Raw genomic sequence first — 20,566 nt, forward strand, 5'->3', positions numbered from 1 at the left:
CTTTCCAGCCCAGACCTCGGTGGTGCAACTGCTGAGGTCATCATGAACACGACCCCTTTGTATCGCCAACTGGCCAATCACTATCTGGACGCTATCCGCAGCGGCACCTTGAAAACCGGTGAACGCTTGCCCTCGATCCGCCTGATGATGGAAAAACACGCCGTCAGCCTGTCGACCGCGGTGCAGGTGTGCCGGGAACTGGAAGACTGCGGCGTGCTGGAAGCCCGACCGCGTTCCGGCAACTACATTCGCCAGCCCGACACCCTGCCCAGGCCCGCCCCGGTTGCCTCGGCGCCAGCGCTGGATACCAGCGCCTATGTCGGCATTCATCAACAGGTCTCAACGGTGCTCAAGGCCAGCCAGCGCGCAACGGTCAAGGTCAATTTCGCCAGCGCCTACTGCGCGCCGGAGCTTTATCCGCTGAAGACCCTGCAAGACAACATGATCAAGTCGCTGCGCTACGACACCCGCCTGCTCGGCGCCGCGGGCTCGACCTGCGGCAACAGCGCATTGCGTCACCTCCTGGCGCGGCGGGCGCTGGCCAGCAAGACCCACCTGGTCCCCGAACGGATCGTGATCACCAACGGCGCCACCGAAGCGATCAACCTGGCCTTGCGTGCGGTCACCCGCCCGGGCGACACCGTGGCCGTGGAGTCGCCGACCTTCTACGGTCTGCTGCAAATTCTCGAAAGCCTGAGCCTGCGGGTACTGGAAGTCCCGGCCTCGGCCCACACCGGGCTCAATCTGGCAGCCCTGGAACTGCTGCTGCAAGGCCCTGAGCGGGTCAAGGCGTTGATCGTCATTCCCAACCTGCAAAACCCGCTGGGCAGCATCATGCCCGACGCCAACAAGGCACGGCTGGTGAAACTGTGCGCCGAGCACGACACCGTGCTGATCGAGGACGACACCTACGGCGACCTGGTGGACACCGAGCAGCCGCTGTCCACGCTCAAACATTGGGACCGCACCGACAACGTGATCTATTGCGCCTCGCTGAACAAAACCCTGGCACCGGGCATGCGCCTGGGCTGGATCAGCGCCGGCAAATGGCACGACCGTGTGGAGATGCTCAAGCACACGCAGTCGCGGGGGTGCGAGCTGATATCGCAACTGGCGGTCAGCGAATTCATGCGCACAGCGTCTTATGAACGTTACCTGCGACGCTTGAGGAAAACCCTGACCGTACAACGCGCGCAGATGAGCACGGCGATCGCCCGCTATTTCCCCATCGGCACCAGCGTGACCCACCCACAAGGCGGCACGTTGTTATGGGTGGAATTGCCTCGCCGGCATTCATCCATGGCGTTTTTTCACGAGGCGCTGAAGGTCGGCATCCAGATTTCCCCTGGGGATATCTTTTCCAACACCGAGCGTTTCGATCACTTTGTGCGCATTGGCTGCGGCGCGCCGTATTCGCCACGGATTGATGAGGCACTGCAGGCGTTGGGACGTATCCTGAAAGCTCAGGGTTAACACCGGCACTGTGGGAGCGGGCTTGCTCGCGAAGGCGTCAGTACGTTCAAAATTGATGTATCTGACACACCGCTTTCGCGAGCAAGCCCGCTCCCACAGGGTTTGAGGTGATCTTCAGATCGGGGGTTGGTGCAGGCAAACGATATGCGGGTCGTCATTCCAGTGCGGAAAGCGCTCGGCGATCAGCGGGTCGTGGCCGGGGATGACGTGGTCTTCGCCATCGGCCAGGCGGTCGATCTCGGTGAAGGCTTCGAGGGTTTGCGCCAGGTCATCGAGGATCGGAAACGGACTGCGCTCACGAATGTTGACCCATAGGTGCGCGGCATCCGAGGCCAGCACAATCCAGCCGCGCTCAGTATTCACCCGCACCACCTGGCTGCCGGGCGTATGCCCGCCCACCGGGTGCAAGGTCACACCGGGAACCACCTCGACGACTCCACCGTGCAATCGCATCCGCCCTTCGAACAACGGCGGCAGCGCCGACATCACGTCCTCGACCTCGTAGGTTTTGTTCACCGTGCGATGGGACATTTTCGGCCCGGTGCAAAAACGCAGTTCCGCTTCCTGCAAATGCACGGTCGCCTTCGGGAACAGCCCGAGGTTGCCGGCATGATCCCAGTGCAAATGGGTCAGGATCAGGTGTTCGACCCGGGCCGGATCGATGTCCAGTTGCCGCAGGGATTCCTCCGGCAGGCGGTACATCTGGCGATTGCGCCGGTGCGCCGTGGCCGGTTGGAAACAGGTGTCGACCACGATCACCTGCTGCTCGTTGCGGATGACCCAGAAGTAGTAATCCAGCGGCATCGGCGCATTCGGATCACCGCAACAGGCGTCGTAGAGAAAATTCTCCCGGGCGGTGCGCTGGGCGTTTGCGCCGACACGGATGGCGAACACTTCGTACACAGGCATGGACATAGACACCTCCGGGCTCAGGCGGCCGCCGTGGTTTTGAGGGTCGGACGGAAGTCGAAGTCGATCTGCTCGCTGATGCCCAGCTCCTGCGCCAGCTTATGCAGGCCGCTGTAGTCGCGCATGATGGTCGCGTTCCTGTTGCTTTCTCGGGTGTCGGCAATGATCAGTGCCGCCTCCTCGACCCCGAGCTGCGTCAGAATCGCCTCCCACATCGAGTAGTCCTGAGCGATAAAGGCACTCAGCGCCACCGACAGGTTACGTGCGAAAAATTCCCGCTGGGTCGGCTGCATATTGGCGTACATGACCTTCGCCACTTCAGCCAGCACCTTGCTGTGCGCGTATTCGTCGCGGTTGTGCTGCTCGGCCACCTGGCGGTTCTGCGGCTGGATGGTCTGGTCATCCGCCAGCAGATCCAGATAGGCGTTGACGCTGATCTCGGCCACCACCGCAAAGGTGATCGCCGCCAGATCCCGCTGCCATTGCTCGGTCAGCTCTGCCTGCAAGGCCTTCAGGCGCAGGTAAGTGACGGACGGCGGCAGATCCAGATCCTGATCCAGCGCCCGCTCCAGCCTGGTCCGTTCGATGGCGCGCAGGTGCATCAGCGTGTGATAGTGCTCGTCGATCAGGGTCTGTTGCATGGCCTCGCGAAAATGCCAGTCGTCCTTGCCCAGGTACTGATTGGCAATGACGCTGAGGGCCGGATTGACAATGTGTTCTTCGGCGGTGACGGTGCGCAGGTTGTAGCCGATCCAGCCCCAGGTCACCACGCTGCTTTTGAGTTCGTCACTCAAGGCCTGGAATGTCGGGTGATGGAAAAACGGCACCATGCACTCCGGGTAATCCGGGCGCAGCGGGTCGAATGCTTCAATGATCTGAGCCCTGTCCGGCGCACAAACGGAGGCGCGCCTGGTCCAGGCCTGGTTGAGCCGCACGATCAGTTGATGATCGACCTGGGCGATCTCGATTGCTGTTTGCATGACGCGATACCTGTAAGACGCGTACCCGCCAAGGGGTACGCCAAAAGAATGAAGGGCGCCGGAAAAATCAGGCCAGCCAATAGCGGGTCAGGTTGCGCGCCGGATCAGTGTAACGACTGCGGGCGTGAATCATCCGCCAGTTGTCCCAAATCAGCAGGCATCCGTCGGGAATCAGCACCGGAATGTTGTGCTCGACGAAGTAGGCCTCGCCGAGCGCGGCAAACCTGGCCAGCGGCGAAGTGCTGTTGGCGACCAGGGATTGTTGTAGAGCCTCCCTGGACGGGTTTACATCGCCGTAGTGAAACTGGTTGTAGCTGAAGCGGAAAATATCCCCGTCCTCCGTAGGCGTGAGGATGTACTCCTTGACCCGCCGTTGTCCCGGTTCGCCCGGTTTGGCGGTGGCGACAAATTCTACCGGCGTGTCATCCAGCCACTCACGCAGTTCTGGTTCACTGCGCTCCAAGGACTTGAGAAACTCGTAGCCGTCCACCAAACCGGTGTGCCCGCCCCCGCACGTGGCCTGCTTATGGCAATGCAACGCCAGATAACGCGGCGGCGGCCCGTACACGGGCGCCTCGGTGTGCGGGCCAATGCCGTTCATACTCTGGGAATATGGCAAGTCTTCGTAACCTGGCTTGCGAGTGATGGGAAAGGCCATCTGGCCGTTGAACTGCGGAATGATCGGACCGAACTCATGCAAGGTGCCTACGACATCATCGGCAAATTCTTCCGGGGTCAGCACAGTCCAGCCCAACGTCGACAGCTCTTCATGACGATGGCCGAGCGAAATGTAAGGTTGAGACGCAACAATCCCTTGATCTGACATGGTGAGATTCCTGGCAGGTGATCAGGCGTTTACGGTTGAGGTGTAGGCGGCAATGAAGTCGCGGCAGGCGTCGCCCGGTCGATAGCAGCGCTCATCGATGCTCTGCACCGGGGTGATTTCGGCGGCGGTGCCGGTGAGAAAACACTCGTCGAAGTCGCCAAGCTCCGTAGGCAAGATCGTCCGTTCGACCACCTGATAATCCAGCGCCCTGGCCAGTTCGATCACGGTTTGCCGCGTGATGCCGTTGAGAAAACAATCCGGCAGCGGGGTGTGCAGCGTCCGGCCCTTGACGAAGAACACATTGGCGCTGGTGGCTTCGGCGACGTGGCCGCGCCAGTCGAGCATCAAGGCATCGTGGTAACCCGTGTTCTCGGCGTCGTGCTTGCTCAGCGTGGCGATCTGGTAGTGCCCGGAGGCCTTGGCCTCGAACGGGCTGCTGCAGGGTGGCGGACGGCGCCAGCTCGCGGTTTTCAAGCGGATGCCGACCATGCGTGCCGCCGGGTCGAAATAGCTCGGCCACTGCCAGCAGGCGATGGCCACGTGCACACGGTTGAAGCGCGCCGAGGTGGAGATCATTTCACTGCCGCGCCAGGCCACCGGGCGCAGATAACCCTCGACCACCTTGTTGCGTTGCAGCAGTTCATGGCTCGCCGCTTCCAGTTCGGCCAGCTCATAGGGGATGGCAAAGTCCATCAGGTGCGCCGAGCGGTACAGCCGCTCGCTGTGCTCGCGCAGCTTGAAGATCCTGCCGTTGTAGACCCGCTCGCCTTCATACACGGTGCTCGCGTAATGCAGGCCATGGGTCAGCACATGCAACTGCGCCCGGGACCACTCGACGAACTCGCCGTCGAGCCAGATGACACCCTCGCGCTGATCAAACGGGATACCGCTCATATCCATCTCTCCCCATTGCTCATGAATGTTCCTACGCCGTTTCCAGCAACACCGGTATCAATTCCGGCACGGCGGCGAGCTCGGTCTGAAAGAAGAACGAACGCTCGCCGAAGGCCGGTTGCAAGTCATCGAACCAGGTCACTTGCGGATCGAAGCGCGCGTAGAACGTGCGCAACACCCATTGCGGATTGCGTGCCTGGAGGAACTGCAAGACGAAGACTTTTTCCCCGGCGACGGTCTCGATGCCGTTGATCAACACCTTGCCGTAGAAAGTGCTCATGGACGGCCCGCGCACCGTTCGCGCCAGCCCCGACACCGTGCGGTACGCCGCCTGGAAGATCTCGAAGGCCCGGGCCAGCGGCATCGCGAAGTAGTGGCTGGGGCCGGTGTCACGCTCGACGAACATGTAATAAGGCACGGCCCCGAGCCGCACGCCTTCGGTCCACAGCGCGGCCCAATCGGCGGGGTTTTCGTTGATGTGGCGGATCACCGGCGCCTGCATGCGCAGCGTCGCGCCCGTCGAGCGGATGCGCTCGATCGCCTGGCGGGCAATGGCCTGGCGGATCTCCACCGGGTGGTTGTAGTGGCCCATGATCGACAGGTTTTTACCCGCCGCGACGATGCGCTGGAACAGCGCCAGCAGCTCAGGCGCATCCTTGTCGCTGACAAAACGCTGCGGCCAGTACGCCACCGATTTGGTGCCGATGCGGATGCTCTTGAGGTGTGGCAATTGCAGCAACGGCTCGATGTATCCGGCCAGCGAACGAGTGTTCATGATCATCGGGTCGCCGCCGGTAATCAGCACATCCGTGACTTCGGTATGCACCCGCAGGTAACTGACCAGCTCCTGGGACTCGCGAGCGTTGAACTTGAGCTCTTCTTCGCCGATGAACTGCGCCCAGCGGAAACAGAAAGTGCAGTACGCGTGACAGGTCTGACCGGCGCCGGGGAAAAACAGCACAGTCTCGCGGTACTTGTGCTGGATGCCCGGCAGGACTTTGCCGTTGAGCGTGACGCCGTTGTGGGTCAACTGCCCGGCCGGATGCGGGTTCATGCGCAGCCAGATCGCCTCGATCCGGCGCTTGATCGCCGCGCTGTCATCCAGCTCGATCAGTTGCTTGAGCGAGGCATATTCCTCTGGCAGCAACATGTCCTTGTGGGGGAAGGTCATGCGGAAAACCGGATCGTCCGGAATGTTGTTCCAGTCGATCAGCGTGCCCAGCACGTATTCGTTGGTGCGAAACGGCATGACCCGGGCCACCACAGTCATGGCCTCCTGCAATGCCGGCGTCAGCTTGTGCCAGTAAGGCGTGTCGCGGATGGTGCGTGAGTTATAGGGTTTGTAGCGTTCGTGCTCCGACAGTCCTTGCATGGCCGCGCTCCTGGTGGTTGCCCTGAGTGTTGTTAGGCGATGGCCGGCGCTTTGCGCTCTATGTCCATCCACGCCCGAACGCTGTCGCGGTCCCACTGGCGACGCACATAGGCTTGGAGCCGTACCGGCACCGGATCGCCGTTGGCAACCAGGCGGTTGAGCATGATTGCCAGGTCGGTGTCGGCAATGCTCCAGTCACCGAACAGATGCTCGGCGCCCTCCTCCAGCAAATGGTCGGCGACGAACAACAGGCGCTCGACGGCGGCTTGGGCCTCGTCTGACAGCGCGGTGTTTTTCTTGCCGAAGTACACCAGGTCAAACGGGCGTTCCTTGCGCACCACCAGCAAGTCGCTGCGCAACCAGGCCTGCAATTGACGGGCGCGGGCACGCTGCTGGAGACCCTGTGGATAGAGACTTTTATGCCCCGGACAGAGTTCGTCGAGGTACTCGGCAATTGCCGAGGATTCCGACAAGGCAAAATCGTCGTGAACTAAGGTTGGAATTTTGCAGGTCAACGAAAGATCGCGATAACTCGCCCTATAGTTTTCGCGTGATTTCAGATCCACCGTGACAAGTTCAAATGAAAGTTGCTTTTCCTTGAGCGCGACAAAAGCCGACATCGCAAAAGCGCTGACATGATCGGCGCCGACATACAGTTTGAGCTTCCTGTTTTCCATAGAGCACTCCATTCACTGACTGCAGGGATTAACGTGCATTGGAAGTGATCGTAGTTAGTTGAATGAAGGCTGAATAGATACAGAATTTGTCCGTTTCAATCGATACAGAAAGTTGTTTTTTACCGGCAGACACGCAGCCAAAAGCGCTGCAAATGGGGATACAGGTGCAGGCCTCTAAAACAAAAAAAAGGGAGCCAACGAAGGTTGGCTCCCTGGGTTGATGCGTTGGGAAATTACGGCTGGGTGGTGATCAGGCCATGGCTGTCGGCAAAGTTCGAGAGCAGTGCCATTTGTGGCATGTTGCTCATGTTCAGCATCGCCAGAGGCTCGTGTTTGCTGGTGTTGACGAAGCCATGTCGGGTCCAGGCCGGCACCAGCAGCACGTCGCCGCTGCTGACGTCGACCTCATCGGCATCGCCGAGGGTCAGCACGCCGCTGCCACACTGGATAACGAACAGATGCCACCAGGAATGGGCATGACCGTTGAGCGTCACACCGGGGTTCAGCCATTGCATGGCGATCGCCATCCCGGGCGTCACGGCACAGCCGTCAATGCTCTTGTCGTGAGCCAACGCGACAATATCAACGTCGCTGGCCTCAAGGGTCTGACGCATTCCCGCCAGCTCAGTGCCTTTCCACACCTTGGCACTTTGCTGTCGATGATGCAGGCTCTGACGAAAGTCTTTATATGAAAAAAACGCACCTTGAAAGTTATCCATTCGCACGTCCTTTCTTTTTATTTCCCACACTTTAGCGCTAAACCTTAAGTTATAGGTTCAGCGCTGTAAAGCCTGGAAATAATTTACAAAACCGATGGGCGCAAGGCAGCAATCATGTCCACTTCTATCGCGGCATTCTTGGGTAATTGATAAACACCGACTGTAGTGCGCGTATGTTTACCGGCATCACCCAACACGTGACTGAACACATCCGAGGCGCCGTTGGCCACTTCGCTCAAGTCGACAAAATCCGCCGTGGACTTCACATAGACCGTTACCCGAATCAATGACTTGATCTTGTCCAGCGAACCGATGGCATCGACAATCAACGCCAACCCGCGCATCGCACTGATGCTGGCGGCCGCTTGCGCATCGGCCATGTTGAGGTCCAGCCCTACCCGGCCGGGGTAATGGATCTTGCCGTTCATGCGTGGCACCAGGCCGCTGATGTACAGCTCATCGTGATGACGGATCAGCGGCGCATAATGCCCGCCTGCGGTGTTTTCGCCGTAGATGTCATAACCAAACTCTTTGGCCAGGGCGATGAAGCGTTCATCGCAGGTCATGTGCTGGATCATTGATCGAACCCTCTTGATCAGTAATGCAAAAAACGGGTGCTTGCGGGCTCAGCACACGGCGCGGGTGGCCGGTGCCAGGCAAGTCACCTCAATGCGTGACTCAATCGACTCGGCCAGGCGCAACAGGTCGTTGCTCAGTTGCCCGTAGTGTTCGTTGAACAACACGATGTGGCCGATGAATGAGAAGTTGTCTTTGACCAACGCACTGACCGAGTCGCCAATACGCTTGGCGTACTGCCCTTCCACCAGGTCGATGCGCAGTGCGCGGGCCAGGGCCTCGATGTCTGGCGTTGCCCGCAGGATGCCGCCGGCCGGCGCCCTGAGCAGGCGAATGCCGCAGTAGCCGCGAGCCACTGGCTCATGCTGCTCGGTCTTGCCTTCCACCGCCCAGCGCACCCAGCGCTCCCACGGATCGAAATTGACGAAGGCGCGCTTGGCCAGGTCCCAGATGTGCATGCCGCCAGGGCGCATGTTGGTTTCCACGGCGCTGGTCAGATTGTCGCGGCGCAGGAACACTTCGTTGTGCCAGGCACCGTTGTCCCGGGACACCAGACCCGCCATATGCCGACCGGCAGCCATCAAGCGCGCCTGGACCTCAGTGGGAAGCGGTGCGGGGACGACTTGCTGGATCTCTGCGCGGTAGGCGCCTTCGGTGGTGGTTTTTTCAGTCACCCAGGTGCTGCCGGCCACGCAGTCCCAGCTGTATTCGCGGGCGTTCTGCACCAGTTCTTCAAGGACGATGCCGCCTTCGCGGTAGGGCTTGAGTGCGAGCCAGGCGTCACCGCACTCCGAAGGGTGATGGATCACGCGACAGCCTCGGCTCGCCCCTTCGCAGGCCGGCTTGATGAAGGCCTTGCCGCCCAGTTCGACGACGCGCTGGCGCAGTTCCGGCAGGCTTTCGACCCGCACGGAAAACACCGGCCGATATTCTTCGGGGGTGCTGCTGGCCGTCGCTTCGAGCCGGCGAAAGATCTGCTTGTCCAGGCCCGCCCGCGCTTCGTCCGGGGTAATGCCCGGCAGGCCGAAGTGACTGGCCAGCGCTGCACCAAGCAGCACGCCGCGATCGGAGAACGGCAGTACGCCGATCAGCTTCCAGCTGTCGGCATTCAGGCACCCCACCACCAGTTCAAGGGATGTCGCCACGTCTTTCTCAGCCAGCGAAGTGCTGCAGACGTGATCGGCCACCTGGTCGTCATGGGGCTGAATCTTCTCGACCAGCAGGATAAGCCTGGCGTTGTAGAGCGACTTGCACAGTTCGCGCAATTTCTGGATGTCGTGAACCCGATTGCCGTTGTAACCGACCACTACCACGCATGAAGTCGTATTCATAATGCCCCCGACCTGCAAAGTGAAAACCGCAACGGCGATGACTCAGTCATGCAACGACGCATTGGATTTACGGTTGAGCCAGTACCAGGCCAGGATCCCGCCGGCGCCGATGGCGGCGAGGACCAGCGCGTTGTCCGGCGCCGGCACCACTCGCATGATCAACACGGTCAGCCCGGCCCCTACACCCAGGGACACTTCCTTGACGAACATGTTGTTTTGCTTGACCGAGAAGTAATCGAGGTAGCTGAAGGCGCATTCGGCGATCGACAGCAACGCAACCCAGATCAGCGCCCCGACAAGGGTTTCGACGTGGAACGCGGCGGGCGAAGACAACACGGCAAAACCGCCGACGATGATCCCGATCACCGCCACGACCTTGAAGCGCCCGGTGCGCTCGATCAGCTTCATCACCGGCATCTGGGCGAACACCACCACGGCGCTGTTGAGGATCAGCATCAGGCCGTACCAGGCCGGCAGCTCGCCGGTCTTGAGCAGGATCGCCTGTGGCAGGATCGAGAACACTCCGAACAGCTTGATGCCCATGATGATCCCGGCGATCACCCAGGGTAGTTTGTTGCCCCAGTTGCTACCGGCCTGACTGGCCGGGCGGGCCAGCACCGGCTCGGTGGTGAAGGTCGCGCCGAGGGCGATCGGCAGGCACAGCAACACAAAGGCCGCCGCTCCAAGGAAAAACATCGTTGGCGTGAGCAGCGGCGACAGCAGGATCAAACCGGCCACCAGACTGCCCATGTTCATGGCCACGCGGTTGTAGGCCGCACCTTCCTTGGTCTGGGCCGCCTCGCTCTTGATCAGGTAACCGGCAATGGCAATGCCATAGGCAAAGAGTGCGGCGGCAAACATCACCATGCCTTGATGGCTGGTCAGTGCCAGCAATACCAGGCCGAGCCCGGCACACAGCAGCGTGACGCTCAGGGAGCGACGGCCAAGCACCAGTAAAGTCAGGGGCAACAACAGCAACAAGGCACGATACCCAAGGGCCAGGATGCTGTTGGTGGCTGTATCGAGCCAGACGTTGGCCTTGCCCAGCACCGCGAACAGCGAAACAGCCGTGATGATCCGGATCGTGAATAACCGCAGGTTAATGACCGGCTTGGCTACCGCGACGGTTGTTTCGACACTCATGCAGCACCTCAGGAACCGGATGAACGCCCGCCAACCAAGGCCGACATTCAGAAAAGTCTGTAAGGGCATGGTAGAGAGAGAGGCTTGTCCTGATCAGGGCAAGTTCGTATAGAATCCAACGAACTTTACTGCCGGAGAGACCAGTAAAATGCAGGTTCAACGAGCAGTCATCAAAGCCATTGAATTCCAGCCCGGCGCGCCGCTGGTGCAGCAGATCGTCGATCAGCTGACGCAAGCCATCAGCACCGGGGGCCTGCCCCACGGCGCCAAGCTGCCGCCGATTCGCGAACTCTCCGACTTGATGAACGTGGGCAAGTCCACGGTGGTCGATGCCCTGGACCGCATGCGGGCCAAGGGGCTGGTGGTGTCGCGCCAGGGCTCGGGGCATTACGTGCATCGCTCCGAAGCGGCGCTGAAAAGTGGTACCGGCCCGGACCTGCAACCCCAGGACACCCTCAGCGTGATTCGCCGCGCACTGCTGTTGGACAACGGCGCGCTGCGCCCCGGCTGCGGTTTCCTGCCAACCTCGTGGCTGCCCGCCGAAGAATTGCAGAAAGCCGTGCGCAGTACTCTGCGAGCTACGTCGTTGCGTATGGGCGAGTACGGCGTGGCCGGCGGTTACTTGCCGTTGCGCCAGGCCTTGCGGGTCAAACTGGCGACCTTCGGCATCGAAGCGCCGGTGGACCAGATCATCACCACCGCCAACACCATGCAGGCCATCGACCTGCTGATGCGCCTGCTGGTCAAACCCGGCGACACCGTACTGCTCGATGACCCCTGCTACTTCAACATGCACGCCAATCTGGCGCTGCACGGGGCCAAAGTCATCACCATCGCCCGGGATTGCGACGGCATGGACCTCGACGCGCTCGAGCAACTGCTGATCGCCCACAAACCCGTGCTGTACATGACCAACAGCACACTGCATAACCCCACCGGCCACTCGTTCACCCCGGCCCAGGTCTACCGCTTGCTGGAACTGAGCCACCGCCACGGCTTCCACATCGTCGAAGACGATCTGTACTGCGACATCCAGCAACGCCGCACCCCGCGCCTGGCGGCCAGCGGGCTGGACAATGTGAGTTATGTGTCGGGCTTCTCCAAGACCCTGACCGCCAACAGCCGCGTCAGCTACACCGTACTGTCACCGCAACTGGCGGCACGCATGGTCGCCCTGAAAATGGCCTGCGGTGGCGTGACCTCGGAACTGGCGGAGCAGATCACCTGCACCATGCTCAGTGACGGCAGCTACGCCAAACATGCACGGCGCACGGTGGACCGGTTGTATGAATCCAACAGTCGAGTGGCCGGCTGGCTGGCGGAGGCCGGGTGTTCACTTTCCTCGCTGCCCGGCGAAGGCGTGTTTATCTGGGCGCGATTGCCGGATGGATTGCATGCCGAGAACCTGGCACGACAAGGGCTGGAGAACAACATGGTATTGGCACCGGGCACCTTGCTGAGCAAAGCCCCTAATGCCAGTCAATTCCTGCGGTTCAATGTGGCGCACAGCGACAGTTTGCAGGTACGTGAGCGGTTTTTCCGGTTGCTGGATAAACCCCATAAATAACTGACTGCTCTCAATCCTGTGGGAGCGGGCTTGCCCGCGAAGAGGCCGTCACATCCAGCATCAATATTGCCTGACACACCGCCTTCGCGAGCAGGCTCGCTCCCACAGGGGGTGTGGTGTCCCGGCCATCCCCGGCCAGCAGATCGCTACGATTGCCGCCCCCATCCTTGCCGGTTAACTTCGCCCCCCCTGTAGGAGCTGCCGCAGGCTGCGATCTTTTGATTTTCAGCGATGTCAGTTCCGTCAAAGGTCAAGATCAAAAGATCGCAGCCTGCGGCAGCTCCTACAGGGGGGTTGGTGCCGTACTCAAAATTGGCTCCAACAAAAAGCCCCGCTCTTCTCTCGAAGGCGGGGCTTTTCTTTACAGCATCCGACGCTTAAGGCGCGTACGTCAGCAACAGCTCGGTCGGCACTTTGAAGTCCAGGGACATCATCACGCTCAACGCGGTAATGGTGAAGATCGAGAACACGAACAGCTTGCGTGCCCAGACCGTGTCATCCACTGCCTTGTAGCCGGTCCAGGCCATGTACAGCCAGTACATGCCCATGGCCGCGGCGACGGCGAGGTAGCTCATGCCGGCGTAGCCACTGAAGGTCAGCATCAAGGTCGCCACGAGGAAGGCCAGGATGTAGATCAGGATGTGCTTCTTGGCCACTTCGATCCCGCGTTTCACTGGCAGCACCGGAATCGATGCGGCCAGGTAATCGTTGAAGCGGAAGATCGCGATGGCATAGGAATGCGGCATCTGCCACAGGCTGAACATCACCAGCAGGGTCAGCGCAGCCATGTCGAAGGTGTTGCTCACCGCGACGTAGCCGATCACCGGCGGCATGGCGCCCGACAGGCTGCCCACTAGCGTGCCGTGAACCGACTTGCGCTTGAGGTACAGGCTGTAGAAGCCGACGTAGATCACGAAGCCGATGACCGCGAACAGTGCGGCCAACGGGTTGGCCACCTTGTACAACAGGGCAACGCCAGCGACACCCAGGACGGTCGCATAGATCAGGGCCAGTTTCAGGGAGATCAAGCCCTGGACCAGCACGCGGTTCTTGGTGCGCTCCATCTTGATGTCGATGTCGCGGTCGATGCAGTTGTTGAACACGCAACCGGAGGCAACCACCAGGGACGTGCCGATCATGGCGGCCAGGAAGATGGCCAGATCGACATGCCCTTTGGAGGCCAGGAAAAATCCGCCTGCCACAGAAAGCACGTTACCGAAAATGATCCCCGGTTTGGTGATTTGGATAAAGTGCTTAAGGGACATGCGGATCTACCTCACTTCGCCATCATGAACGTGTGGATGCTGAACATGATCCACAGCGACAAGCCAACCAGCAGGACAATCACGATCGCGGCGAAGACAAACGCAATCACGTTGTTACGCTGCGCGGCCGAACGGTCCAGGTGCAGGAAGTACACCAGGTGCACCAGCACCTGGATGACGGCGAACGCGACGACGATCATCAGGGTGATCGACTTCGGCAGCGTCGGGTACATCACCAGACCGAACGGGATCAGGGTCAGGATCACCGACAGGATGAAGCCGATGGCGTAGGACTTGACGCTGCCGTGACCGGCATCGTGGCTGTCATGGCCATTGTGGGAATGAGCTGCGTTAGCCATTTACATAGTCCCCATCAGATAAACAACGGTGAATACGCAGATCCACACGACGTCCAGGAAGTGCCAGAACAGGCTCAGGCAGCTCAGACGGGTCTTGTTGGTCGCCGTCAGGCCGTTTTTCTGCACCTGATACATCATGATCGCCATCCAGATCAGACCGCTGGTCACGTGCAGACCGTGGGTGCCGACCAGGGTGAAGAACCCGGACAGGAAGCCGGAACGGCTAGGGCCGTAGCCTTCGGAGATCAGTACGTGGAACTCGTTGATCTCCATGCCGATGAAGCCGGCACCGAACAGGAAGGTCATGGCCAGCCAGCCCAGGACCTGCTTCTTGTTGCCACGGAAGAACGCCAGCATGGCGAAGCCGTAGGTGATCGAACTGAACAGCAGCAGAGCGGTTTCGCCCAGTACGTATGGCAGTTCGAAGATGTCGTGGCCCGACGGGCCACCCGCTACGTTGTTAACCAGTACCGCGTACGCCGCGAAGATCGACGCAAACAGAATGCAGTCGGTCATCAGGTAGAGCCAGAAACCGTATACGGTCATCTCGCCCGAGTCGTGGTGATGGTCATCATGCCCATGTCCATCGACATGGGTGTGTCCAGCATTGGTCACTAAGTTCGACATGGTTTAAGCCTGTTCCAACGAGGTTTCAACACGGGTGGCGGTGGCCGGGATTTTCCCTGCCGCAACCAGACGCTTGTGCTGCTCGGCTTCGATGCGCTCGATCACGTCGACCGGCACCATATAGCCTTGATCATCACGGGCCGCGTGGATCACGAAGTAGATCACGGTGCCAGCCAGGCTCGCGATTGCCAGCCACCAGATGTGCCAGATCATCGCGAAACCGAACACGGTCAGCAGCGCGCCCATCACCACACCGGTCGCGGTGTTGTTTGGCATGTGAATCGGCTGGTACTTGGCCGGAACCTTGTACGCGGTGCCGTTTTCCTTGGCTTCGGTGAACGGGTCGACAGCGTCGGCTTTAGGCAGCACAGCGAAGTTGTAGAACGGAGGTGGCGACGAGGTCGACCATTCCAGGGTGTGTGCATTCCACGGGTCGCCGTGTTCGCACATGTTTTCCGGCTTGTTGCGGTCACGCACGCTGACGTACAGCTGGATCAGCTGGCAAGCGATACCCACGGCGATCATCACCGCACCGAACATGGCGACGTACAGGTACGGCACCCACTCAGGGTTGGTGGTGGCGTTCAGACGACGGGTCATGCCCATGAAGCCCAGTGCATAGAGCGGCATGAACGCGACGAAGAAGCCCGAGATCCAGAACCAGAATGCAGCCTTGCCCCAGCCTTCGTGCAGCTTGAAGCCGAACGCTTTAGGGAAGTAGAACGCGAAACCTGCGATGTAACCGAATACCGCACCGCCGATGATCACGTTGTGGAAGTGCGCGATCACGAACAGGCTGTTGTGCAGAACGAAGTCGGCACCCGGGATGGCCAGCAGTACGCCGGTCATGCCGCCGATGGCGAAGGTCACCATGAAGCCCAGGGTCCACAGCACCTGGCTGGTGAAACGCAGACGGCCCTGGTAGATGGTGAACAGCCAGTTGAACAGCTTCACACCCGTCGGGATGGAAATCAGCATCGTCGCCAGACCGAAGAAGGCGTTGACGCTGGCACCCGAACCCATGGTGAAGAAGTGGTGCAGCCAAACCATGAAGCCCAGGATCGAGATCGCGCCCGATGCGTAGATCATCGAGTGGTGACCGAACAGTTTCTTGCCGGTGAAGGTCGAGATGACTTCGGAGAAGATACCGAACGCTGGCAGGATCAGGATGTACACCTCAGGGTGACCCCAGGCCCAGAACAGGTTCACGTACATCATCGGATTGCCACCAAGTTCATTGGTGAAAATGTGGAAATCCATGTAACGGTCAAGCGTCAGCAGCGCCAGGGTAGCGGTCAGGATCGGGAACGAAGCCACGATCAGGACGTTGGCCCAGGTGCAGGTCCAGGTGAAGATCGGCATGTCCATCAGCTTCATGCCAGGGGTACGCATTTTCAGCACGGTGGCCAGGAAGTTGACCCCCGTCAGTGTCGTACCCAGGCCCGATAGCTGTAGCGCCCAGATGTAGTAGTCCATCCCCACGCCAGGGCTGTATTGCAGGCCCGACAGCGGCGGATAGGCAACCCAGCCGGTCTTGGCGAATTCGCCGACGCCCAGGGACAGGTTGATCAGCACCACGCCGGAAACCAGCAGCCAGAAGCTCAGGGAGTTCAGGAACGGGAACGCAACGTCACGCGCGCCGATCTGCAGCGGCACTGCAAGGTTCATCAGGCCGGTGAAGAATGGCATCGCCATGAAGATGATCATGATCACACCGTGAGCGGTGAAGATCTGGTCATAGTGTTCAGGTGGCAGGTAGCCAGGCGAACCCTCGGTGGCCATGGCCAGCTGGGTACGCATCATGATGGCGTCGGCAAAGCCGCGCAGCAGCATGACCATGGCGACGATGATGTACATCACGCCGATTTTCTTGTGGTCGACCGACGTCAGCCACTCGGTCCACAGGTAAGTCCACTTCTTGAAGTAGGTGATTGCAGCGAACAACGCCAGACCACCGAGCGCGATCATGGAGATGGTCACCATGACGATCGGCTCGTGGAACGGGATCGCTTCCCAACTTAATTTACCAAACATCGTTTACTCCTCTGCCCCGGCAGCTGAATGCGAGTTCATGTCCGTAGCGGCCACTTCTTTCTCTTTCTTCTCGTGGTGCACCTTAGGACCCGGTTTCATGCCTTCGTACTTGTCGACGATGGTCTGGAACAGGTTCGGCGTCACCGAGGAGTAGAGCTCGACTGGGTTGTTCTGGCTCTGCTTGGAAAGGGCTGCGTATTCAGCTTGTTCAAGCTGTTTAGGTGCCTTTTTGACTTCACTTACCCAGGCGTCGAAATCTTCCTGGGAAGTTGCGATCGCTTTGAATTTCATGCCGGTGAAACCAGCGCCGCTGTAGTTGGCGGAGATACCGTCCATTTCAGCGTTTTCGTTGGCGATCAGGTGCAGTTTGGTCTGCATGCCCGCCATCGCGTAGATCTGGCCACCCAGCGCAGGGATGAAGAACGAGTTCATCACGGCGTCAGAGGTAATGCGGAAGTTGATCGGGGTGTGCGCCGGGAACACGATCTTGTTGACCGTGGCGATGCCTTGTTCCGGGTAGATGAACAGCCACTTCCAGTCCAGCGCGACCACTTCGATGGTCACCGGCTTGACGTCCGATTCCAGCGGCTTGTACGGGTCCAGAGCGTGGGTCGACTTGTAGGTGACGTAACCCAGGGCAATGATGATCAGCACTGGAACGGCCCACACCGCGATCTCGATCTTGGTGGAGTGGTTCCATTTCGGGGTGTAGGTGGCGCTGGTGTTGGACGCGCGGTATTTCCAGGCGAACAGGAAGGTCATGACGATGACCGGAACCACGACCAACAGCATCAGCAGCGTTGCGGTGATGATCAGGTTTCGCTCGTCCAGACCGACCTGGCCCTTGGGATTGAGCAAGGTCATGTTGCAGCCTGACAGCAACAACGTGCCGATCAGCGGCAATAAGCCTAGTAGTCTGGGGTACCTGTTTTTACTCATCTCACGACCTCTAAAGCAGCTTGCGCAATGCAGTTGGGTTTTGATCGCCAACACTTCACCCTGCCAAGGGTTGGCATTTTTCTTGGATTGAATAAGGGCATGCCCGTCGTGCGTCAGACGCTGTACGACAAATCCCGGGCCTGCGGTGAGTTCTTATTCGAATTCGTGGTCAAAGGCCTTGTTACAGACCAATTCCATTTGGTGCGGGTAGTTGGAGGCTCCGACACCTGGGCATCGCATGAAGCCACCAGACCTCTCGACACCCTGTTCCTGCTCACACCTGGTTAAGATTTGAGCAGCGTCGGGAATTCAGTGCGGGCGATTGTAGATATGTAGCGTTTTATAAACCATGTCTCATCCCGAAATAATTTTTATCCGAACCGGCAACAATCATTCACCATTTTCGCAAAAGTGGCGCATCTTATCGAAATTGATTCTCAACAAAAACACCAAAATAAGTAGGTCTTCCACCCGCAGTTCAGACAGTATCGGGGGCCTCCCTGCTGCCCTTTACCGTGCCAAAGGCCCGATATGACGGGGGCTCTGGCCAATCGTAAGCCCCTGTTAAAACTGCCTGTTCGGGTCCGGGACGGAAAAAACCGGGAGCCTGCAAAACAGCCCAATTTCGTTACGATTCCATGTGCCAATCCAGCTTCCATGAACGCCCTGCGACGCTGACTCTGTGACAACATGTCGCACATGTGTCGCACCCTTGGCTGCCCCACATCAGGGTCTTTTTACCAGGCCTTCGGAATGCGCTCCCCAACACAAAAAAAGCCCCGCTCCTCTGTGCAAGGAACGGGGCTTTTTTTGTCCGACAATGCGTGGCGACCGATGACCTCAGCGCAGCGCTTTGCGGTTACGCGACGTCAACAGCGGGACCAGTACCACGATCAATACGAAAGCCACCAGCGCCCACTGCGCCAGCGACAAACCGAGGATCGGCGGGTATGGCGTGGAGCAGAAACCATCGACCTGGAAACCCAGCGGGAAGATCTTCGCCAGCGGCAAGTCATCGACAATCGGTTGCAGCACATCGATGCCACAGCTGACCGCCGGATAGAACTGCGTATAGACGTGATGCCCGGCAACGCCTGCACCTGCCAGCGCGCAGATCACCACCAGGGTTTCGAACACCGTGATGCTGCGACGGTTGCGCATGGCCGCGCCGATGAAGGCGAAGATCGCGATCAGCAGCAACGCATAACGTTGCAGGATGCACAGCGGGCAAGGCGCCTCGCCCAGGACAATTTGCATGTACAGCGCGCCGCCGATCAACGCCAGGCAAATGATGCCCAACAACACCAGGTAGCGCCGCTCACGCCCCAACCGCATGGATTCATCGCTCATCGCGTTTCCCTTCAAGATTCGAGTGCCCGCCAGTCTACACGCTGGCCCGGACCTTTGAGAGTCTGGAGCATGTCCGGGGGATTCGGGGGGAATAGACGACAAAGCGGTTAAGGAGGGATTAACTTTTAAAAGATCGCAGCCTCCGGCAGCTCCTACATCGGAATGGATTGCATCCTGTAGGAGCTGCCGAAGGCTGCGATCTTTTACTCCAGCGCCGCTGCCGGCCCGAAGAACTCATAGCGGCTTTGCTTCTCCGGCACACCCAGTGCCTTGAGATGGCGCTTGATGGATGCCATGAAACCTTTCGGCCCCAGGAAGTAAACATCCAGGTCACGCTGCTCCGGCAGCCATGCATTCAACTGCTGCTGGCTCAACAAACCGACCTTGTGCGCCGCCGGGCTCACGCCGTCGTCCTCGGAATAGCAGTAGAAGCGCTTGAGTTGCGGGTGACGCTCGGCCAGGCCGTCGATCCAGTCGCGGAAGGCATGCACGCTGCCGTTGCGCGCGCAGTGGATGAAATGCACCGGCCGCTGAGTCTCCAGCGCCGCTTCGAGCATCGCCAGGGTCGGGGTGATGCCAACGCCGCCGCTGATCAGTACCAATGGTTTGTCGCTGGCAGTCAGGGTGAACTCGCCCGATGGCGGGAACAGCTGGATGCTGGCGCCGACATGCATCTGGTCATGCAGGTAGTTGGACGCGCGACCACCGGCTTCACGCTTGACGCTGATGCGGTACTGGCCTTTGTTTGCCAGCGCCGACAGCGAGTAGTTGCGACGGATCTCTTCACCCTCGAGGATCAGTTTCATGCCGATGTACTGGCCGGGTTCTGCCTCGAGGATCGGGCCTTTGTCCGCCGGTTCGAAGTAGAACGAAGTGATCTCGGCGCTCTCCTGGACCTTGCCTGCCACGATGAATTCCCGCGCCCCGCGCCAGCCGCCGTGGGCCTGTTCTTTTTGGTCATAAACGCTGGCTTCGGCACCGATCAGGATGTCCGCCAGTTGGCCGTAGGCCGCGCCCCAGGCCGCGATCACTTCCGGGGTGGCGATCTCTTCGCCCAACACTTCGGCGATCGCCCGCAGCAGGCAGCTGCCGACAATCGGATAGTGCTCAGGCAGGATCTGCAGGGCCACGTGCTTGTTGATGATCTTGGCCACCAGGTCGCCCAACTGGTCGAGCTGGTCGATATGGCGCGCGTACATCAATACGCCGTTGGCCAAGGCTCGCGGCTGGTCACCGCTGGCCTGGTGGGCCTGGTTGAACAGCGGGCGGACTTGCGGGTATTCGGAGAGCATCATGCGGTAGAAGTGCGTGATCAGCGCCTCACCACCGCTTTCGAGCAGCGGTACGGTGGATTTGACGATGGCACGGTCTTGAGCGCTCAGCATAAGGTGACTCCTGGTCTTCTTGGGTTGCTAACGGATTACCCTATGCGTATCAGCTTTCGTGCCAACTATTTAATCGTTAAAAATCAATAAGTTAATAACTTAATAGTCATTTAGACACTGCCTGCTTTATAGTCATACCG

The 20,566-nt window shown here is 59.6% G+C and carries 20 protein-coding genes; 3 read left to right on the forward strand and 17 right to left on the reverse strand.

The window, feature by feature from the left end:
• Positions 1-42: 42 nt before the first annotated feature.
• Positions 43-1,473, forward strand: a complete 1,431-nt coding sequence (locus tag AC07YV_RS21260; RefSeq protein WP_102701076.1) for an aminotransferase-like domain-containing protein — start codon at positions 43-45, stop codon at positions 1,471-1,473.
• A 114-nt stretch (positions 1,474-1,587) separates the two neighbouring features.
• On the opposite strand, the gene AC07YV_RS21265 is transcribed toward AC07YV_RS21260, so the two are convergent.
• The 10 genes from AC07YV_RS21265 to AC07YV_RS21310 all read right to left on the reverse strand — a co-directional run bounded on the left by AC07YV_RS21265 (position 1,588) and on the right by AC07YV_RS21310 (position 10,900).
• Positions 1,588-2,388, reverse strand: coding sequence for an N-acyl homoserine lactonase family protein (locus AC07YV_RS21265; RefSeq protein WP_102701077.1), 801 nt, complete (start codon positions 2,386-2,388; stop codon positions 1,588-1,590).
• Positions 2,389-2,402: 14 nt separating this feature from the next.
• Positions 2,403-3,362 (reverse strand): diiron oxygenase, encoded by a 960-nt coding sequence (locus tag AC07YV_RS21270; protein WP_102701078.1) that lies wholly within the window; start codon positions 3,360-3,362, stop codon positions 2,403-2,405.
• Between the two features lie 67 nt (positions 3,363-3,429).
• On the reverse strand, positions 3,430-4,188 hold the full coding sequence (locus tag AC07YV_RS21275) for a TauD/TfdA family dioxygenase (protein WP_102701079.1): 759 nt from the start codon (positions 4,186-4,188) through the stop codon (positions 3,430-3,432).
• Positions 4,189-4,209: 21 nt separating this feature from the next.
• Positions 4,210-5,082, reverse strand: a complete 873-nt coding sequence (locus tag AC07YV_RS21280) for a branched-chain amino acid aminotransferase (RefSeq protein ID WP_102701105.1) — start codon at positions 5,080-5,082, stop codon at positions 4,210-4,212.
• 31 nt (positions 5,083-5,113) lie between these two features.
• A complete protein-coding gene (locus AC07YV_RS21285; RefSeq protein ID WP_102701080.1) occupies positions 5,114-6,454 on the reverse strand; it encodes a KamA family radical SAM protein in 1,341 nt (446 codons plus the stop codon).
• A 32-nt stretch (positions 6,455-6,486) separates the two neighbouring features.
• Positions 6,487-7,131: a glutathione transferase gene (yfcF, locus tag AC07YV_RS21290; RefSeq protein WP_102701081.1), complete on the reverse strand. Its 645-nt coding sequence runs from the start codon at positions 7,129-7,131 to the stop codon at positions 6,487-6,489.
• A 233-nt stretch (positions 7,132-7,364) separates the two neighbouring features.
• On the reverse strand, positions 7,365-7,850 hold the full coding sequence (locus tag AC07YV_RS21295; protein ID WP_102701082.1) for a cupin domain-containing protein: 486 nt from the start codon (positions 7,848-7,850) through the stop codon (positions 7,365-7,367).
• 83 nt (positions 7,851-7,933) lie between these two features.
• Positions 7,934-8,428 (reverse strand): RidA family protein, encoded by a 495-nt coding sequence (locus AC07YV_RS21300; protein WP_102701083.1) that lies wholly within the window; start codon positions 8,426-8,428, stop codon positions 7,934-7,936.
• 48 nt (positions 8,429-8,476) lie between these two features.
• Positions 8,477-9,757 (reverse strand): ATP-grasp domain-containing protein, encoded by a 1,281-nt coding sequence (locus AC07YV_RS21305; RefSeq protein WP_102701084.1) that lies wholly within the window; start codon positions 9,755-9,757, stop codon positions 8,477-8,479.
• Between the two features lie 42 nt (positions 9,758-9,799).
• Positions 9,800-10,900: an MFS transporter gene (locus AC07YV_RS21310; RefSeq protein WP_102701085.1), complete on the reverse strand. Its 1,101-nt coding sequence runs from the start codon at positions 10,898-10,900 to the stop codon at positions 9,800-9,802.
• Between the two features lie 148 nt (positions 10,901-11,048).
• Between AC07YV_RS21310 and AC07YV_RS21315 the strand changes: the two genes are divergently transcribed.
• Complete coding sequence (locus AC07YV_RS21315) at positions 11,049-12,467, forward strand: aminotransferase-like domain-containing protein (RefSeq protein ID WP_102701086.1); 1,419 nt, start codon at positions 11,049-11,051, stop codon at positions 12,465-12,467.
• A 377-nt stretch (positions 12,468-12,844) separates the two neighbouring features.
• Here the strand turns inward: AC07YV_RS21315 and cyoE are convergent, their stop codons facing one another.
• From cyoE to cyoA, 5 genes are read right to left on the reverse strand one after another with little or no spacing between them, the layout of a single operon-like run.
• Positions 12,845-13,732, reverse strand: coding sequence for a heme o synthase (gene cyoE / locus AC07YV_RS21320; protein WP_102701087.1), 888 nt, complete (start codon positions 13,730-13,732; stop codon positions 12,845-12,847).
• 11 nt (positions 13,733-13,743) lie between these two features.
• Complete coding sequence (gene cyoD, locus AC07YV_RS21325; RefSeq protein ID WP_007970373.1) at positions 13,744-14,091, reverse strand: cytochrome o ubiquinol oxidase subunit IV; 348 nt, start codon at positions 14,089-14,091, stop codon at positions 13,744-13,746.
• Complete coding sequence (locus AC07YV_RS21330) at positions 14,092-14,718, reverse strand: cytochrome o ubiquinol oxidase subunit III (RefSeq protein WP_102701088.1); 627 nt, start codon at positions 14,716-14,718, stop codon at positions 14,092-14,094. It lies immediately after the preceding gene.
• Between the two features lie 3 nt (positions 14,719-14,721).
• Positions 14,722-16,752, reverse strand: coding sequence for a cytochrome o ubiquinol oxidase subunit I (gene cyoB / locus AC07YV_RS21335; protein WP_102701089.1), 2,031 nt, complete (start codon positions 16,750-16,752; stop codon positions 14,722-14,724).
• A gap of 3 nt (positions 16,753-16,755) precedes the next feature.
• The gene (gene cyoA / locus AC07YV_RS21340; RefSeq protein ID WP_102701090.1) at positions 16,756-17,691 is read right to left on the reverse strand and encodes a ubiquinol oxidase subunit II; all 936 of its coding nucleotides are present in this window, start codon (positions 17,689-17,691) and stop codon (positions 16,756-16,758) included.
• A 27-nt stretch (positions 17,692-17,718) separates the two neighbouring features.
• Between cyoA and AC07YV_RS21345 the strand changes: the two genes are divergently transcribed.
• Positions 17,719-17,979, forward strand: coding sequence for a hypothetical protein (locus AC07YV_RS21345; RefSeq protein ID WP_007970369.1), 261 nt, complete (start codon positions 17,719-17,721; stop codon positions 17,977-17,979).
• Between the two features lie 552 nt (positions 17,980-18,531).
• On the opposite strand, the gene AC07YV_RS21350 is transcribed toward AC07YV_RS21345, so the two are convergent.
• Together AC07YV_RS21350 and hmpA are read right to left on the reverse strand one after the other, a co-directional pair.
• Positions 18,532-19,041, reverse strand: coding sequence for a disulfide bond formation protein B (locus tag AC07YV_RS21350; protein WP_007970367.1), 510 nt, complete (start codon positions 19,039-19,041; stop codon positions 18,532-18,534).
• Positions 19,042-19,244: 203 nt separating this feature from the next.
• Entirely contained in the window at positions 19,245-20,426 is a 1,182-nt protein-coding gene (gene hmpA, locus AC07YV_RS21355) for an NO-inducible flavohemoprotein (RefSeq protein WP_102701091.1), read from the reverse strand.
• Positions 20,427-20,566 lie beyond the last annotated feature (140 nt).

It is taken from the genome of Pseudomonas sp. GW456-E7 (assembly GCF_059424105.1).

What these genes read in the sequence shown, in the direction of transcription:
- AC07YV_RS21295 (WP_102701082.1), bottom strand. Translation starts at nt 7,850, where the DNA reads ATGGATAACTTTCAAGGTGCGTTTTTTTCATATAAAGACTTTCGTCAG.
- cyoB (WP_102701089.1), bottom strand. Translation starts at nt 16,752, where the DNA reads ATGTTTGGTAAATTAAGTTGGGAAGCGATCCCGTTCCACGAGCCGATC.
- AC07YV_RS21265 (WP_102701077.1), bottom strand. Translation starts at nt 2,388, where the DNA reads ATGTCCATGCCTGTGTACGAAGTGTTCGCCATCCGTGTCGGCGCAAAC.
- cyoD (WP_007970373.1), bottom strand. Translation starts at nt 14,091, where the DNA reads ATGGCTAACGCAGCTCATTCCCACAATGGCCATGACAGCCACGATGCC.
- AC07YV_RS21260 (WP_102701076.1), top strand. Translation starts at nt 43, where the DNA reads ATGAACACGACCCCTTTGTATCGCCAACTGGCCAATCACTATCTGGAC.
- AC07YV_RS21275 (WP_102701079.1), bottom strand. Translation starts at nt 4,188, where the DNA reads ATGTCAGATCAAGGGATTGTTGCGTCTCAACCTTACATTTCGCTCGGC.
- AC07YV_RS21350 (WP_007970367.1), bottom strand. Translation starts at nt 19,041, where the DNA reads ATGAGCGATGAATCCATGCGGTTGGGGCGTGAGCGGCGCTACCTGGTG.
- AC07YV_RS21345 (WP_007970369.1), top strand. Translation starts at nt 17,719, where the DNA reads ATGCAGTTGGGTTTTGATCGCCAACACTTCACCCTGCCAAGGGTTGGC.
- AC07YV_RS21280 (WP_102701105.1), bottom strand. Translation starts at nt 5,082, where the DNA reads ATGAGCGGTATCCCGTTTGATCAGCGCGAGGGTGTCATCTGGCTCGAC.
- AC07YV_RS21300 (WP_102701083.1), bottom strand. Translation starts at nt 8,428, where the DNA reads ATGATCCAGCACATGACCTGCGATGAACGCTTCATCGCCCTGGCCAAA.
- AC07YV_RS21310 (WP_102701085.1), bottom strand. Translation starts at nt 10,900, where the DNA reads ATGAGTGTCGAAACAACCGTCGCGGTAGCCAAGCCGGTCATTAACCTG.
- AC07YV_RS21270 (WP_102701078.1), bottom strand. Translation starts at nt 3,362, where the DNA reads ATGCAAACAGCAATCGAGATCGCCCAGGTCGATCATCAACTGATCGTG.
- AC07YV_RS21315 (WP_102701086.1), top strand. Translation starts at nt 11,049, where the DNA reads ATGCAGGTTCAACGAGCAGTCATCAAAGCCATTGAATTCCAGCCCGGC.
- AC07YV_RS21330 (WP_102701088.1), bottom strand. Translation starts at nt 14,718, where the DNA reads ATGTCGAACTTAGTGACCAATGCTGGACACACCCATGTCGATGGACAT.
- yfcF (WP_102701081.1), bottom strand. Translation starts at nt 7,131, where the DNA reads ATGGAAAACAGGAAGCTCAAACTGTATGTCGGCGCCGATCATGTCAGC.
- AC07YV_RS21285 (WP_102701080.1), bottom strand. Translation starts at nt 6,454, where the DNA reads ATGCAAGGACTGTCGGAGCACGAACGCTACAAACCCTATAACTCACGC.
- hmpA (WP_102701091.1), bottom strand. Translation starts at nt 20,426, where the DNA reads ATGCTGAGCGCTCAAGACCGTGCCATCGTCAAATCCACCGTACCGCTG.
- cyoE (WP_102701087.1), bottom strand. Translation starts at nt 13,732, where the DNA reads ATGTCCCTTAAGCACTTTATCCAAATCACCAAACCGGGGATCATTTTC.
- cyoA (WP_102701090.1), bottom strand. Translation starts at nt 17,691, where the DNA reads ATGAGTAAAAACAGGTACCCCAGACTACTAGGCTTATTGCCGCTGATC.
- AC07YV_RS21305 (WP_102701084.1), bottom strand. Translation starts at nt 9,757, where the DNA reads ATGAATACGACTTCATGCGTGGTAGTGGTCGGTTACAACGGCAATCGG.